Origin of the sequence: Pantoea osteomyelitidis (assembly GCF_044342975.1) — a bacterium.
Classification (GTDB): domain Bacteria; phylum Pseudomonadota; class Gammaproteobacteria; order Enterobacterales; family Enterobacteriaceae; genus Pantoea; species Pantoea osteomyelitidis.
Genome location: NZ_JBGFSN010000006.1, coordinates 58369 through 73853, shown reverse-complemented (window position 1 = coordinate 73853; position 15485 = coordinate 58369). Strand labels below are relative to the sequence as shown.

The window sequence follows — 15485 nt, the reverse complement described above, 5'->3', positions numbered from 1 at the left end:
GAAATCATGGTTGTAGGACCTTTTGTTAACGGCAGCGCGGTACTGGTGGGCGGTTTAGCCGGCGCGTTTTTGGGCAACAAGGTGCCGGAACGTTTGCGAGTGGCGCTTCCGATGACGTTTGGCCTGGCATCAATGGGCTTAGGCATTGTACTGATCGGTAAAATCCACAGCTTGCCGGCGGTTATTCTGGCACTGATCCTTGGCGCTGCACTGGGTGAAAGCGTTTTTCTGGAGACGAAAATTGGTCGCCTGGGCAACCTGGCTAAAGGCCTGGTTTCACGCTTTCAGAACCAGGATACCGGTCTGGATCCTGCCGCTTTCACTGAACGCTACGTTGCCATTCTGGTACTGTTTTGCGCCAGCGGTACAGGCATAATTGGCGCAATGACGGAAGGCATGACGCATGATGCTAATATCCTGTTAGTAAAATCGATCATGGATATTTTTACCGCCGCCATTTTTGCTACTGTTCTCGGTTATGCAGTGGCGGTAATCGCAATTCCGCAGCTTATTGTGCAACTACTGCTGGCGTCGAGTGCAGTGCTGATTATGCCGCATACCAGCGCACCGATGATGAATGATTTCACGGCAGCGGGCGGATTCGTCATGCTGGCGGCAGGTTTTCGCATCGCGGGTATTAAATCTTTTCCGGTCGCGAATATGCTGCCTGCACTAGTACTGGTAATGCCGGTCAGCTATCTCTGGACGCACTTCATTCACTGAGTTTACAGTAGTGACGGGTAAGCGTATGGCGGAAAAAATATGGATTTGAAACGACTACAGTACTTTTGCACTATTGCTGAGCAAGGCTCGATCAGCAAAGCGGCCCGGTTGCTTAACATTGCACAACCGCCCTTGGGTAAAAGGCTGCAGGAACTGGAGGAAGAAATAGGCTCTCCGCTGTTTAACCGCACGCCACGCCAAATGGTGCTGACTGAAGCTGGCACCTTTCTTTACCGCCAGTCCTGCGACATTCTCAGCAAAATAAACAGCCTTAAGCGGCAGACCATTACTATCGCCACGCGTAAAAAACGTGTCGTGAATATTGGCCTTTCTTACCTTTATCTGCGTTATTTCAACCCTGTGTTGCTGGATTATTATCGCAACCGCCCGGAATGGGATATCAATGTTGTGGTTTCAGATTCCAGTCATCTCGAAGCAATGTTGCTCGAACATACTCTGGATATCGCGCTAATACAGATGCCGGGCCAGTCTCAATCGTGGGATATTCGTGGGCTGGCACCGATAGACAGCGTGGCGGTAATCTCCTCCCACTATACAGCGATGCTTGCAGGTAAAACACTGCAGTTTGCTGATTTAAGCGGTGTCCCGCTGATCCTGCTACACCGGATCGGTGGAGAAGGAACCTATGAAATATTACGTAGTAAGCTATTCGATACCATGTCGCAGGTGAATATCAGCATCAAGGTCTCAGAGCCAAAGCTGATTCTGGACATGATGGAGCAGGGTTTTGATGGCGCGGCAATTATACCGCGCTCAGAATATGTGCCCAGCCAGCAGGGAAAATATCTAGCCTGCCCGCTGACAGAGCCGTTCGCGATCTATAAACCGGCTATCGTCACGCTCAGTACCGCACGAGATCGGCTGTTATGGCCTTTAGCGCATGAGCAGACAGAAGAATAATTGATCAATAACGCGGCTTATATTCATCTTCTCTGCAATAAAAATTAGAGGCCTGGTTTTAAATAACTACTCAACAGCTTGTAGGGGCTCTCGTGATCAATTACCTCAAACGGTCTGCCGCCTCCTGCCAGATGAACGGCGTTAATTACTCCTGCCACGCCCACATCCTGGAGGGTTTTCACCACCTCACCCATTTAGTCAGCGCGCCTGACAGATGAAGCGCGTCAGCGTGGAATTTCCACACTGTGGCTGTATACCCCGGATCAACAGGCATTGTACCGCCGCGTCGGCTGGCAGGACGTTGAAAAACGCGTGGTTGCGGATGAAGAAGTCACAGTAATGTGGCGCTTTAGGCTTTTCGCGCCAGCGCCTGCAATGCCGCTAACCCATCGCGTGCAAGCCAGCTGCGCAGCGGCGCAAATAACGGTTCAGGTAAGGCTTCCGGCGCGAACCATTGCCAGCCTTCGCACTTCTCAGGCTCCAGCAACTGCGGCTCACCGCTGGCATCATGCGAAATCACCAGCAGCGTAATATAGTGCTTGTTCACCTCAGGGAAAATGTCACTGACGAACGCGCCGTTTTGCAGCTTGTTAAGCTGCAAACCGGTTTCCTCCAGCACTTCCCGGCGCGCGCAATCGTCCGGCGACTCACCAAACTCAAGGTGGCCGCCAGGCGCTGACCAGTCGCCCGCACCATGGCTGCCTTTACGCCGTCCCAACAATAGTTTTCCGTCACGAAAAATTAAAACACCTACTCCCGTCTGCGGTGACATAGCAGCTCCTTAGCTTCACGACCGTCAATATTGTACCGTCTGAATAGCAGGTAACCGGAGGTCTGCACCCGGATCGCCAGGCGGCATGCCTGGCTTTGTCGTCCTGTGAAATTTTTGGCCCTGAAAATGCTGAGTTTCAGAGCTTCCGGGATAATGATGAATCATCAGCCTTCCCGGATCCACTTATTCACGCTTTAGCACCATTAGTGGTCGGCTTTGCGTTACGGTGTAACATTAAGGCGAACGACCTGAACGCTCATTGTCGAAGAGCCGTCATCAATAGCCTGCCGCCAGAGCATTCAGGGCGCGCCTATTTGGGTTTGACATGTTTTTCTTTTTGTATTTAGGTATGTTGACCCAAAATCAGGGCGCGAAACATGCTGTTATCGAACCCGTTTGCAAACCACATCCTTCAGGGAGAACATGGTGTCAGTTGAAAACCGTATTTTAACCACCCACGTCGGTAGCCTTGCTCGTCCGGTTAAGCTGCTTGACGTCATGAAAGCCAATATTCAGGGCGCGGAGAATAATGCCGAGCTGGAAAGCGAGATTCGCGATGCGGTATTTGAATCTGTGCAACAACAGGTAGCCGATGGCATTGATATCGTTACCGACGGTGAAATGTCTAAAGTTGGCTTCTTTGCCTACGTACGCGACAGAATGGCCGGTTTTGAACCCCGTCCGGGACAGGGCTATGCCGCTTTTGATGCTGAAGTGAATGCCTTCCCGGAATACTATAAACAATATTTTGGCGAAGCGATGCTGGGCGGAAACCTGGTGCCGTTTGTGCCCGTTGCCTGCACCGGTCCGATTTCCTACCACGGTGTGGCACAGCTCCAGCGCGACCTGAAGAACCTGCGTGACGCCGCCACGGCTGCCAATGCTTTCGGTGTGTTTGTGCCATCCGTGGCGCCAACGGGCGTGGGCAGCAACGAATTCTATGAGCGGGAAGGAGATTATCTCTCTGCGGTAGCCGAAGCGTTACGCGTAGAATATAAAGCCATCATCGATGCAGGTTTTAGCCTGCAAATTGATGATCCCTTCCTGCCCGACCTGTTTGCCGATCCGCATCTGAATAATGCGCAAATCATGGCTAAAGCCAGTGAATACGTTGAAATCCTCAATCATGCGCTGCGCGGCATCCCGGCTGATAAGATCCGCTATCATACCTGTTACAGCATCAATGAAGGTCCGCGTATCCATGATGTCCCTTTCATTGAGTTTGTCCGTTACATGCTGAACATCAACGTGGCGGATTATTCATTTGAAGCCGGCAACGTGCGTCATGAGCACGAATATCACATTTGGGAAGAAGTTAAGCTGCCGCACGGTAAGCGTTTGATTCCTGGCGTTATTTGCCACGCCAGCAACACGGTTGAACATCCGGAACTGATTGCTGAACGTTTGATTCGCTTCGCTGACCGCGTTGGGAAAGAAAACGTGATAGCAGGGGCTGACTGTGGTTTCTCTTCACAAGCTACTTATAAGCCGGAAGTTCATCCGACCGTAGTTCGTGAGAAATTCCGCGCTATGCGTGCCGGCGCCGATATCGCCAGTAAGAAACTCTGGCGTTAAGCATTGACTGTCGGGAAGAACGCGGCTTTCTTCTCGCAAAGAGCGGCGCGGTGTATCGCGCCGCAGGATCTCTTTCAGACAGATTCCGTGCATCTGTTGCTCTGATTACAAATCTTTTTCTGACAACCACCCCATGCCCCGCAATATTATCTGGATGCGCTTTTTAATTTCTGCCGTAATGTTGTTCCTGAACGCCGTATTGTGAATACGCCTGCAAGGCATTAGCGCACTAAACACAGTATCCATCAGCATACCGGCATAAACGTCAATCTCCTCTGACGGGAAGTTTTTCTCCCGGGCCGTGGCGTGTAACCATTCAATCAGCAATTCACGCGCCCTGACCGCCTCACTTTCATAGAGGTAGTCTGAGAGTTCAGGAAAGAGGATGGATTCACGGGTCATTAATCGCAGAATAGCATCCCGCTCCTGAAATTCTTCTTCGCTTATGTCCAATCGAAAAATACGAAAGAGACGCTCGTCCAGAGAACTGCGTTCATGTCCGGGCCTGGGCAGATCGAGCAAAAGATGGCGATGTTCGCTGATCACCGCAGCAAATAACGCTTTTTTATCGCTAAAGACTTCATACAGGGTGCGCTTAGATATTTTGGCCCGCTGTGCAATTTCAGCCGTACTGGTGCTGGCAAATCCCAACTCAATAAATGCACGATAAGCATGCGCAATAATGGCTTGCCGACGGCTGTTGACATCCTGATTTCTCGGGCGTCCGCGTGTAGCAGAATGTTTTGTGTCACTTATTTTCATCATAGATTGCAATTTCCGACCAAAAATACAGCTTAATGGTACTTGATAAGTACCGTAAATTGATACAAGCTATTTTTTTTCAATGGGCTGATTAAACCTGACCTGGGAGAATATCTTGATGAAGCCAGAATCATTAAAGCACGGTCATTCTGCTATTCATGATCCTTTAGTCTTAGAGACGATTAAAGCGATGAATACCCGTCGAAAGCACCCCGACGCATCGGCTTTTTCCGGCCCGGAGGCACCCAATCCGGAATTGTTCGCAGATTATGGCTTTTCGATCCATCCCGAACAGGGCGAACTTATTTACCTCTTATGCCGTGCAATGAAGGCGACACGTGTAGTGGATTTCGCGACGTCAGTAGGAATGTCGGCTATCTATTTTGCTGCAGCGATGCGTGATAATGGCGGAGGGCAGGTTATAGGCGCTGAGCTGGTGGCCGAAAAAGCAGAAACCGCACGCAGCAATTTGGCAGCGGCCAGACTGGAGTCATTTGTTGATATTCGCATCGGAGATGCGCGTGAAACCCTGAGGGATGTTGGTGGCCCGGTGGATTTTGTTCTGATTGATGGATGGCCGCTGTCTGAGGGCCCAACTCTGGCAAGGCAGGTGATTGAAATCATGGCGCCTCAGTTACGCGTGGGAGGATATGTGCTTAACGACAACGCGGAACCCGATTTCCTTGACTATATTCGTGACCCGGCTAATGGTTTTATCTCTGTCACGCTACCTATCAAGCGCGGTACGGAGTTGGCTGTAAAGATCAGCTAGCCAGACTTACCCGATGTAAATAAATCGTGTTTGTACCTGCTCTTTCTGCCCCCCGCTTCGGTAACATTAGTCAGCTGAAATACATGCGGGCGCCAACCACATGAAGTACAGTTTCAATCAGGAAACAGATATGGCAGATATATCACGAAGAAATTTTATGGTCGCCGGAACCCTGTTGGCCGGAGCAATATCTTCTACAGGCATGATCCGAGGAGCCAGAGCAGCGGATAAAAATGGATTTATGGCTGCCGCAACGAAAGGTGACAGTAATAACGACGCCATCAAAAAAGAGCCTGGCTTGCAACGTATTTTTGCGCTTTGTGAGGTTACGGGCGGCGGAGAAAAAGTTTTCGGCATTGCGGCTGAATATGATGCGGATATCGATCCTGCCAGCCTGACCCCTGACACCTATCAGACAGGCGTTGTTCCGGCTGCCGATGGGTTCTTTGCCGGCATGCCCAACGAACCGGATAAAAACGCAACGCAGGCTGCCCCTGTGATACGTGCTGTGAAAGTTATTTATACCAATACTGAACCCGCGATGCTGCCAGAAAAAACCAGCGTAACGGGCAGGTATGTGATTGTAGAGTTCAGCCACAACCCTGATCTCAGCCTGCCAACGACCGACAGTGATATCGTATCGTTGATGCAAATGAAAGACGTCAGAACGTTGGCAGGCCGCAATTACGCCGCAAGCAACAAGCGATGGGACAATACCGCTTCACACGGCATGAATGTTGTCATCCGTGGCGTTGATGACTGGGAGCAAAATCACTGGTGGTGGGATGATACGCGTTCTGCGTGGCTGGAATACAGCATTTACCTGCCAAAATCTTTTTTGAAGCCGGGCGGTGAAAAGAAAGCGTACCCATTAGTGCTGGCTATCACGCATTCAGGCACCAGTTATGATGGAACCTGCGAACAAACGCTGACAGAACAGTGTATTGCTTCAATCTGGAGCATGCCGGAAGAACAGGCGCTGCGTGAATGTGTGGTCGTCACGCCACGCTATGAACGGACCACAATGAATGATTACTGGGAGCATACCAGTGATGTCGAAAACACATGGCGCCTGGTACAGTCTTTGCTGAGTAATACATGGGACTTTGGCAATCCTAATCTGGAAGACCGCAGGGATAAAGTGCTGAGAATCGATCCTTCGCGCGTTTACTGCACGGGATGGTCAATGGGGGCGATGACCTCACTGTGGTTGATGGCCAGACACCCTGAAACGTTCACGGCCGGGCTGATTATAGCGGGACAACAGCGACCCAAAGATGTGGTTACACTTGCTAATCAGAATCTGTTGATAATCACCGGCTCTGAGGACAACAAGGCTACGCCATGGAATGAGAAATGTTTACCGGTTTGGCAGCAGGCGGGAGCGCATGTCACCCGGCCAACTGAGATGCTGGATCCCGCGCTTATTTTCCCTGTCGACGATCAGCATAAGCTGACCGATCAGATAAATGGCTATCTGGCAGAGGGGGGTAACATCACTTTCCTGACGTTCAAAGGAATCGATCATATGGCTTCTGCGCGTAAGTTCTTTTATATTCGTGCGGCGCGTGAATGGCTGTTTAATCAGATTAAAAGGTAATAAGCCTGCTTTCTGCCTGGTGGTAAGAGATGTGCCAACAGTGACCCAACGTAAGGCTCATTTTGGGTCACTGCTTTTCTGGCATGCTTATGCGATGGCGGTTAAAACCCCTCGCTTATTTAACATAATGATGATTATGCGCGCCAGTGTTGTCATGGTTAAATTCAGAAGTTACCAAAGTGAAAAATCAGGATAGAGTGGCAAAGCTTACATTCCGCTGACATATCCGTCATCAACCGGCAGTTTTCGCCAAAATCGTCACTTGTCGACTTTCACGCACAGCATTGAGCAGAAATTCTGCCTGTTCAGGCAGAAAATCGGATTAAGATTTAAATGCTATGCATTTGGTCTGTAAGTGCTATTTCCTTTCAATAAGGCAGCTTACAACAAAGGCATTAATCTTTTTTTGCATCCTTTGGCATCGGCGGTGTGCCGTGCGTATGGAAGGTTTCGATAGTCTTTAATCCCCACGCCTGCCCTTTTTTACGTTCTGTCTCGGTCCACACCACAGGCTGCCAATCCGGAGCCAGTATCAGACGAGCGCCTGAGTTTGCCAGCTCCACGCGGTTACCCGCAGGTTCCCAGACATAAAGAAAGAAGGTCCCCTGAATCGCATGCTTATGTGGGCCGGTCTCAATATGTACGCCATTTTCGAGAAAAATATCAGCAGCACGCAGGATATCCTCTCGACTGTCTGTGGCATAGGTCAAATGGTGCAGACGACCTCTGCCTCCGCCATGCTCTTCAGTGCAGGCCAGGTCGTAAGTTTTATTGTTGATGGTAAACCAGCAACCGCCAATACGGCCGTTATCAAGCTGAATCATCTCGGTGACCCGAGAGCCGAGGCAGATTTCCATAAAGTTTTTGAACTCACCGACATCTTCAGCCAACAGGTTAAGATGATCGAGACGGCGAGGAGAAGCTCCACGGCCATGGTAGCGTTGCGCCAGATTTTTTAATGACGGGCGCTCACCCGCTTCAGCCTGATAGCGAATGGTATCATAGTAGATCTCAAATATATGACCGAAAGGGTCCGAGAAGCGGAAGGCACGGCCATGTCCCTGGTCATCATTCACCCAGCCGATCACTTCATAATGAGTGGCTTCAATTGCCGCCACACGTCGCATCAGCGCCGCTTCCGAGCTGGCGCGATAGGCAATATGCCCCACGCCGGTGGTATGATGGCGCGTCAACTTCAGGGTATGAAATTCATAATCATCCCAGGCACGCAGCCATGCATGATTTTCATCCTGGGCCGAAACGGTAAGACCATATACGTTGACAAAAAAATTAAGGCTTTCCTCAAATTTGTCAGTATAAATCTCAACATGTGCAAGATGTGCAATATCATAACAGGGTTCCGTAATTTGATTTGTCATGAAGACCTCCCTATTTGTGTAGGCGTACCGACGCTTTGTCTTTAATTTAAGTAAGGAATAAGTTATCTGCCTTTCGCCCAACAACAGAGTCGGTTTTATCTTTGGGGGTATGAGTTTCTTTTATAATGTGACGGCGGTAACACGCAGATATGGGTGTAAAATCGGCAATGCCAAATTTATTGAGATTGATTGCGTGATCACAGAGTTGATCCGAAAGGCTTTTAACCAATCGGAACAAATAATTTGCGGCAATACACATAATTTATTTGAGGAGACGATTTTACGAGCTGGAGCTGTCAGCTTGCCTGGTAATGCATAGAGTTACGGTCAGTACCGGAGTGCCTTTTAAGATTTCACTCAAATTTCTACATCAGCCTGTTCCTGCAGGTAAAGCTTTGTAGCTTGATCATGAAGCTCCGGTTTAAATGGGGGGCTACTCAGTAGTCGAGTTTCAACTAATTTCGTCCATGACACCGCTTCGGTAACCTACGGAAGCATGGAGAACTGTTTTAGTAAGTGCTTCTAATAATTTTGCTTTTAAGAAATGTGAAGGCATCCTTGCCGTCGCTATCGCCGGGCCTGCCTTTATTGAAGGCCGCTTGCGGAACCTTATTCCATTTTTGCATCGCGCAGGCATCCCGCACTCACTGCAGAGAGCAGCGCCATAAAGATCATATAGCCAATCACCCAGCCATAGCCTTCGCCGCTCACCAACAGTGCGGTGGCAACCATGGGTGATAACCCGCCGCCGAGAATGGGACCGATCTGCTGCACCAGTGACAAACCGCTGTAGCGCACGCGCGCTGGAAACAGCGAGGAGAAAAACGCGCCTTGTGCGCCGAAAGTGCTGCCGTGCCCTATCGCCAGGCCGAGCGCAATAGCCAGATAAATAAGCGCCAGCTGACCGCTTGCCAGCATCAGCATAAAGGGCCAGGCAAGCAGCGCCTGCACAATCATGCCACCAATATAAACCCGCTTTTTGCCAAAGTGATCCGCCATGCGGCCAAACAGCGGTAGCGTAAAGCACTCCAGCAGACAGGCTAGAAGAATGCCGTAGAGGATAATCTGGCTCTTCATTCCCAGCACGTTAACGCAGTAGCTGATGGCGAACACGGCATAAATATTGAACAGACCGCTTTCGGCAATCTTCGCACCGATGCCAAGCAACACATCGCGCGTATGATGTCGCAACGCCTCCAGCACCGGCATTTTCGCCTGAGTACCTTCGCGCTTCATTCGTTTGAAAGCCGGCGTTTCCTCAATCTGGCTACGAATGAACACCCCAACGCCAAGCAGCACTACGCTTAACAGGAACGGGACGCGCCAGCCCCAGCCCAGGAAGTCGGCTTCATCCAGCATCACGTTCAGCAATGTGATAAAGATGATAGGCAACAGGAAACCGGCAGGTACCCCGATATGTACCAGCGAGCTATAAAAACCGCGCCGTTCCGGCGGCGCGTGCTCCACCACCATTGTCATACCGCCACCATATTCACCGCCAATACCAATGCCCTGCAGACAGCGCAGCACCACCAGCGCAATCGGTGCCCAGACGCCAATCTGCGCATAGGGAGGAATCAGGCCAATAAGGAAGGTGCCAAGCCCCATGATAACGAGCGTCATCATCAGCGCGAACTTGCGGCCAATGCGATCGCCAAAATGACCGAACAGCACGCCGCCGAGCGGACGCGCGCAGTAGCCAACAAAGTATGTCGCGAACGCCGCCAGCGACCCCACCAGCGGTGATTCACCGGGAAAGAAGATCTTGTTAAACACCAGCGCAGTGGCGGTGGTATAGAGTGTGAAGTCGTAATACTCAATGATGGTGCCCATCACGCTGGCAGTGACGATTTTGCGCATTTCGCCGCGTGTAGCGGTATGACTGACCGCCGCACTGGCGGTCAATTCCTGTGAGTGCATGGTGAACTCCCGACGCTGAATTAAGGGGTTAGTCGAGGCGGCAACCGCGGGTCTCAGGACCCAGCCACACGGAAACGATGGTGATAATACTCAGGACGATCATGTATGTGGCAACCGCGCCGTAATGGCCGCCTGACCACAGCAGAAGGCTGCTGGCGACAATCGGCGCCAGACCGCCAGCGAAGATGGACGAGATTTCGCGCGACATGGATATTGCCGTCACGCGTGTGCGGCCATCGAACAGCTCAGCGAACCATGCAGCCTGCACTGAGAACATTGAATAGTTAGCGATAGAGATCATTACCACCATTGCGCTGATAATAAGCCACGGATTACCGCTGTTGAGCAGCCAGAAGTACGGGAACATGCCAAGACCAAACAGCAGTGCCCCGCCTATATATACCGGTTTGCGGCCAATACGGTCCGACAACGAGCCAAACAGCGGAATGGTGATGCAGCCGATGCCTGACCCCAGCAGCACGCCCGTTACCGGAATTGCGCTACTGACGTGCAGCGACTGCGTAACATAAGAGATGGTCCACACCTGGAGGAAGAAACCGGCAGTGTTCTCTGCCATCCGCGCCCCCAGCGCCACAAAAAAATTACGGCGCTGGTGCTGCCATACCGCCACGAACGGCGCACGCTCCAGCTTCTGCTCTGAAGCCAGCTTGCGAAATACCGGGGACTCCGAAACGTAAAGCCGGATCGCACCGCCAACGAACACCGCCACGATGCTGAGCAGAAACGGCACACGCCAGCCCCAGCTCATAAAATCCTCCTGCGGAAGCTGTTGCGCCAGTGCAAAGGCTGAAGCGGAGAGCAGCACGCCGCAGCCGATGCCCACACCCGACCAGCTGGCGTAAAAGCCGCGACGACGGGCTGGCGCTTTTTCCGCATTAAGCGTAATGGCGGAGCTGAACTCGGCGCCGGCGCCAAAACCCTGTAGCAGGCGCAGCAAAGTGAGCAGCAGCGGCGCGGCGATGCCGATGCTGGTGTAGCCCGGCAGCAGGCCAATCGCCGTAGTACTGAGGCCCATCAGGATAAGCGTGCCAATCAGCACTGGCCGGCGCCCATACTTGTCGCCAATATAGCCCCAGAACAGCCCGCCAATGGGCCTTACCAGAAAACCTACGCCGTAACTGGCGAACGCTGCCAGCGTACCGCTCAGCGGCGACAGCGACGGGAAGAACAAATGGTTGAAAATCAGCGCCGCGGCGGTGCCGTAGAGGTAGAAGTCGTACCATTCAAGCGCTGTGCCGATCAGGGAAGAGATAAGCGTCAGGCGCAGCTGGCGCGGGTTCAGTTCCACACGAGCCTCGCCTGCTTCAACAGCAAGCTGGGATGTTGCATCCATGATGTCACTCCTGAAATATCAGACCGGCAGACGATGACGTAGCGCCAGGCCATACATGCCAGCCGAAATCAGCGCCATAAATCCGGCCAGCATCAGCGCTGGCACAAACCCGCCAAAATGATCCACAACAATCCCGGTGACCACGGGCGCAAAGGCCCCGCCAAGAAAGCCGCCAAAATTCTGAATACTGCCCACCGACGCCACCCATTTTTTGGTGGTAACCACTTCAGCGGCCAGCGTCCAGTAATTGCCCGACGACAGGCTGTAGGTGAACATGCCGAGCGTTAGCATTACCACCGCCAGCGCGGGACCGTTAATCAGCGCGGTGACAAACATCGCCCCCGCCGTGAGCAGCGCCGCACCGGCAATAGTGTAACGTCGTGCGTGAAACGGATTGAAACCCTTACTCACCAACCGGTCGGAGAAGCGCCCACCAACCAGCACCGCCACGCCGCCTGCAATATAGGGCAACGCCGACAGCCAGCCCGCGTGGCTCAGCGTGAAGCCCTGCGCCTGCTGCAGATACGTCGGCAGCCAGCCGATATAAAACCAGAACACATATTGCAGACAAAAACCGCCAATAACCATGTACCAGACCGACGCGTGCTTAAACAGCTTGCTCCACTCGCGCACCGTGACGCGCGGCGCATCCGCCGCCTGCTGCGCGGTAGCCTGACCTTCACGGATGTAGCGCAGTTCATCTTTGTGCAGCCAGGGATGTTTCTCCGGCTCGCGGTAAAGCACCAGCCATCCCACCAGCGCTACAAAGCCAATCAGTCCCATGATGATAAACATCGCCGGCCAGCCAAACGCCGCCATCAACAACGTAGAGAGCGGCGGCGCCAGCGCTAATCCCACCTGCGTGGCAGCGATATAGGCGCTGGTAGCCGCGGCTTTTTCGCGATCGGGAAACCACGTATCAGTAGCTTTCAGCGCGCCGGGAAACAGCGGCGCTTCGCTGACGCCAAGCGCGACGCGCAGGCCGATAAAAGTCCCGACGCTGCGCGAAAAGCCGGTTAACACCGCCACCAGCGACCACAAACCCGCCGCCAGCGCCAGCAGCATTTTGACGCCAAAGCGATCCACCGCCCAGCCGGTCGGCAGGTTCATAATGGCGTAGGGCCAGACAAACGCTGATAAAATCACACCCATCATCGCGTGGCTGATGCCGAGATCCTGCATAATTTGCGGTGCCGCCACTGACAGATTGCCGCGATCGAGGTAGTTGGTTATGGTCAACAGAATAATGATGCTAACGATCGCCCAGCGCAGATGATGCTTTGGCCGCACCACGTGGCGGGTAATTTCCCGTGATGTTTCTGCAGCGTCGCGCTGCACGTTTTCGATTGTAGGGGAGTGGTCAAATTTCATCTTTCTGCACCTCCGCCACGCCCGTTTTAGGCGGGCCGTGGCGTGATTTTTTTATAATTTCCCGCCGCGACGCGGGACATATTAATCAGCGCATCAGACGGTCGAATGCCGCTTTAATATTGGCTTTGAGTTCATCGCTTACCGGCTGCATTGGCGGACGCGGCTGGTAGAGGGTAACGCCCTGCAGGCTCTGGATGTATTTAACGCAGGCTGGCAGATTGTCGTGCGGAAGCTCGCTCCACAGATCGCTCAGGCGGAAATGGATATCACGCGCCGTGGCGTGGTCGTTCTCCTCCACCGCCTTGAACAACTTCGTCACCACTGACGGCACAGCGCTGGTCAATGCCGAGATAGCACCCTGACAGCCAATGGCAAAGCCCGGATAGAGCAGCGCATCAACGCCGCTTACAATGATTTTTTCCGGACAGCGCAGCAGCAGATCGGAGACGGATTTCAGGTCGCCACCGCTCTGCTTCATGCCCACCACGCCCGGTACCTCGTCCATAATGCGTTTCATCAGCTCAAGGCTCAGGTAGTTCCAGGGGATCACGTTGTAGATAAGAATTGGAATCTGCGTCGCTTCATAGATTTCGCGAAAGTGCCGGACCGTAGCGTCGTCGTCCGGCTTAAACAGGTAGTGCACCGGCGTGACCTGTAGCGCATCCAGCTTCATTCCCTCCAGCATTTTCACACGGGCAATGGCCTGACGCGTGCTGTTGACGATAAGCCCGGCGACGAACGGCACGCGGCCATTATTGGCCTCCCAAGCTTCATGCATCGCCTGGCGAAACTCTTCGTCCGACAGCGTATGTCCCTCGCCGGTGCTGCCGCCCACCACAATCGCGCTGGCGCCGGAATCAATAATAAAGTCGATTTGCTCTTTCAGGCCGCCGCGCACCAGCTCGCCCTGGGCGTTAAACGGCATGGTGATCGGCGGTAGTACGCCACGCAGTTTGGTTTTTAATTCTTTGGCCTGGCTTTCAATCTGCTGACTCATTTTCTGCTCCTGTCTGTAAAGAGGCGGATTAAGGCGATAACAGTTCGCGCTAATCAATTAATGTGAGACAAAAGTTATTTATTCAACATTAAATCTCTTATTGTGGAATTAAGATCACATATCAAGAACAAAAATCATACAGACCATCAATCTTTGATTATCTCAAGAGAACCACACAAGTTATTGAAATTTAATAGTTAAAACGACAAAATGCTCTGCACCAGGCTTAGATCAGCATGAATGATGAGGGCGTTGACCGCTGTACAACAAGGATTAATTAACACATATTATCATACATATCCCACAATATGAGATAAAGACGTATCGCAACAGAAGATTGGGTGGCATCCCCGTAGAAAAGCGTTATTCTGGTGCAAGCATCTTAGTATGAGAACAAGCATGACGGATACCGGGTGCTGAACGGGTGTAGTTCACCTTTCTCTGTTGCTGATTTTTGAGGTGGGTATGAGTACAAACGGCGAAACCGAGGCCGACAAACTGAATCAGGCGTCCATTAAGAGCCTGACTAAAGTACTGCAAATTCTGGAGTGTTTTTCGCGGCGCGACGCCAACCTGACGCCTGCGGAAATCGCTATGCGCACGGGATTACCCCGCGCTACCACGCATCGTCTGGTGTCATCGCTACGCGATATTGGCTTGCTGGAACAAAACGGCAAGCGAGAAACCTACAAACTAGGCATGAAGTTGTTCCAACTTGGCAATCTGGTTATCCAGAACCTGGATCTCGACAGCCATGCACGCCCTTATGCCGCCCAGCTACAGCTGATAACCGGCGAAAGCACGCACATGTGCATATTCGATGGCGCGCAGATGGCGTTTGTAGAACGTCAGGAGATGACCAGCACAGGTAATACCACTATTACCCGCATTGAGGCGGCACTGGTGCACTGTACCAGCGTGGGAAAAGCGTTTCTCGCCTGGCAGCCGCCGCAGCTGATTCACAAGATCATCGCCGACTCGCTGCCGCAGCGCACCGCCTATACCATCACCGACGGCGAGGCGCTGGAAGCGGAGCTGGCGCGGATCCGTGAACGCGGTTATGCGCTGGATTTGCAGGAGAATGAACTCAACGTGCACTGCATCGGCGCGCCGGTGCGGGCAGCTAACGGTCAGGTATTTGCCGCCATTAGCGTATCGGGAGCGGCTGAGCGTCTCCCGCTGGCGCGTCTCGAAGGTCTTTCCGGCCTGGTAATAGAGATGGCCAACAAAATTTCGCTGGAGCTGGGGTGGAATCCACTTCGCCCGGCAGCAGCAGGTCATATCGCAACCCACCACGGCGCTCACCCCGCGCTGCCCGAGTAGAGCAGCACGTAGCAAA

At 52.6% G+C, this 15485-nt stretch carries 13 protein-coding genes and 1 pseudogene; 7 read left to right on the top strand and 7 right to left on the bottom strand.

The genetic code is table 11. The annotated features are described in order from the left end of the window. Positions 1-6: 6 nt before the first annotated feature. The 3 genes and pseudogenes from ABU178_RS16415 to ABU178_RS16405 all read left to right on the top strand — a co-directional run. Positions 7-723, top strand: a complete 717-nt coding sequence (locus ABU178_RS16415) for a DUF554 domain-containing protein (protein ID WP_397216827.1) — start codon at positions 7-9, stop codon at positions 721-723. A 39-nt stretch (positions 724-762) separates the two neighbouring features. Then, positions 763-1644 carry a LysR family transcriptional regulator gene (locus ABU178_RS16410; RefSeq protein WP_397216825.1) on the top strand — a complete coding sequence of 294 codons (882 nt, stop codon included), beginning with the start codon at positions 763-765 and terminating at the stop codon, positions 1642-1644. A 204-nt stretch (positions 1645-1848) separates the two neighbouring features. Next, a pseudogene (locus ABU178_RS16405) lies at positions 1849-1986 on the top strand (GNAT family N-acetyltransferase); the annotation flags it as partial. A gap of 7 nt (positions 1987-1993) precedes the next feature. Here ABU178_RS16405 and ABU178_RS16400 read toward each other — a convergent pair. Continuing rightward, complete coding sequence (locus ABU178_RS16400) at positions 1994-2416, bottom strand: NUDIX hydrolase (RefSeq protein WP_397216823.1); 423 nt, start codon at positions 2414-2416, stop codon at positions 1994-1996. A gap of 426 nt (positions 2417-2842) precedes the next feature. On the opposite strand from ABU178_RS16400, the gene ABU178_RS16395 reads away from it, so the two are divergent. After that, positions 2843-3991, top strand: a complete 1149-nt coding sequence (locus tag ABU178_RS16395) for a methionine synthase (protein WP_397216821.1) — start codon at positions 2843-2845, stop codon at positions 3989-3991. 105 nt (positions 3992-4096) lie between these two features. Here ABU178_RS16395 and ABU178_RS16390 read toward each other — a convergent pair whose 3' ends face one another. Continuing rightward, positions 4097-4756 carry a TetR/AcrR family transcriptional regulator gene (locus tag ABU178_RS16390; protein WP_397216820.1) on the bottom strand — a complete coding sequence of 220 codons (660 nt, stop codon included), beginning with the start codon at positions 4754-4756 and terminating at the stop codon, positions 4097-4099. Positions 4757-4871: 115 nt separating this feature from the next. Between ABU178_RS16390 and ABU178_RS16385 the strand changes: the two genes are divergently transcribed. Both ABU178_RS16385 and ABU178_RS16380 read left to right on the top strand, forming a co-directional pair. Further along, complete coding sequence (locus tag ABU178_RS16385) at positions 4872-5525, top strand: O-methyltransferase (RefSeq protein WP_397216819.1); 654 nt, start codon at positions 4872-4874, stop codon at positions 5523-5525. Positions 5526-5655: 130 nt separating this feature from the next. Then, positions 5656-7125, top strand: coding sequence for an alpha/beta hydrolase-fold protein (locus ABU178_RS16380; RefSeq protein ID WP_397216817.1), 1470 nt, complete (start codon positions 5656-5658; stop codon positions 7123-7125). A gap of 395 nt (positions 7126-7520) precedes the next feature. On the opposite strand, the gene ABU178_RS16375 is transcribed toward ABU178_RS16380, so the two are convergent. The 5 genes from ABU178_RS16375 to ABU178_RS16355 all read right to left on the bottom strand — a co-directional run bounded on the left by ABU178_RS16375 (position 7521) and on the right by ABU178_RS16355 (position 14146). Further along, the gene (locus tag ABU178_RS16375) at positions 7521-8585 is read right to left on the bottom strand and encodes a VOC family protein (protein WP_397216812.1); all 1065 of its coding nucleotides are present in this window, start codon (positions 8583-8585) and stop codon (positions 7521-7523) included. A gap of 528 nt (positions 8586-9113) precedes the next feature. Continuing rightward, positions 9114-10424 carry an MFS transporter gene (locus ABU178_RS16370; protein ID WP_397216810.1) on the bottom strand — a complete coding sequence of 437 codons (1311 nt, stop codon included), beginning with the start codon at positions 10422-10424 and terminating at the stop codon, positions 9114-9116. Between the two features lie 28 nt (positions 10425-10452). Beyond that, entirely contained in the window at positions 10453-11778 is a 1326-nt protein-coding gene (locus ABU178_RS16365) for an MFS transporter (protein WP_397216808.1), read from the bottom strand. A gap of 18 nt (positions 11779-11796) precedes the next feature. After that, positions 11797-13149, bottom strand: coding sequence for an MFS transporter (locus tag ABU178_RS16360; protein ID WP_397216806.1), 1353 nt, complete (start codon positions 13147-13149; stop codon positions 11797-11799). An 85-nt stretch (positions 13150-13234) separates the two neighbouring features. Further along, a complete protein-coding gene (locus ABU178_RS16355; protein ID WP_397216804.1) occupies positions 13235-14146 on the bottom strand; it encodes a dihydrodipicolinate synthase family protein in 912 nt (303 codons plus the stop codon). A gap of 465 nt (positions 14147-14611) precedes the next feature. Between ABU178_RS16355 and ABU178_RS16350 the strand changes: the two genes are divergently transcribed. Continuing rightward, complete coding sequence (locus tag ABU178_RS16350; RefSeq protein WP_397216803.1) at positions 14612-15469, top strand: IclR family transcriptional regulator; 858 nt, start codon at positions 14612-14614, stop codon at positions 15467-15469. Positions 15470-15485 lie beyond the last annotated feature (16 nt).

Bases quoted from the DNA above. Each gene is read 5' to 3' on its own strand.
- ABU178_RS16415 (WP_397216827.1), top strand. From the start codon at position 7: ATGGTTGTAGGACCTTTTGTTAACGGCAGCGCGGTACTGGTGGGCGGT.
- ABU178_RS16410 (WP_397216825.1), top strand. From the start codon at position 763: ATGGATTTGAAACGACTACAGTACTTTTGCACTATTGCTGAGCAAGGC.
- ABU178_RS16400 (WP_397216823.1), bottom strand. From the start codon at position 2,416: ATGTCACCGCAGACGGGAGTAGGTGTTTTAATTTTTCGTGACGGAAAA.
- ABU178_RS16390 (WP_397216820.1), bottom strand. From the start codon at position 4,756: ATGATGAAAATAAGTGACACAAAACATTCTGCTACACGCGGACGCCCG.
- ABU178_RS16385 (WP_397216819.1), top strand. From the start codon at position 4,872: ATGAAGCCAGAATCATTAAAGCACGGTCATTCTGCTATTCATGATCCT.
- ABU178_RS16380 (WP_397216817.1), top strand. From the start codon at position 5,656: ATGGCAGATATATCACGAAGAAATTTTATGGTCGCCGGAACCCTGTTG.
- ABU178_RS16370 (WP_397216810.1), bottom strand. From the start codon at position 10,424: ATGCACTCACAGGAATTGACCGCCAGTGCGGCGGTCAGTCATACCGCT.
- ABU178_RS16365 (WP_397216808.1), bottom strand. From the start codon at position 11,778: ATGGATGCAACATCCCAGCTTGCTGTTGAAGCAGGCGAGGCTCGTGTG.
- ABU178_RS16360 (WP_397216806.1), bottom strand. From the start codon at position 13,149: ATGAAATTTGACCACTCCCCTACAATCGAAAACGTGCAGCGCGACGCT.
- ABU178_RS16355 (WP_397216804.1), bottom strand. From the start codon at position 14,146: ATGAGTCAGCAGATTGAAAGCCAGGCCAAAGAATTAAAAACCAAACTG.
- ABU178_RS16350 (WP_397216803.1), top strand. From the start codon at position 14,612: ATGAGTACAAACGGCGAAACCGAGGCCGACAAACTGAATCAGGCGTCC.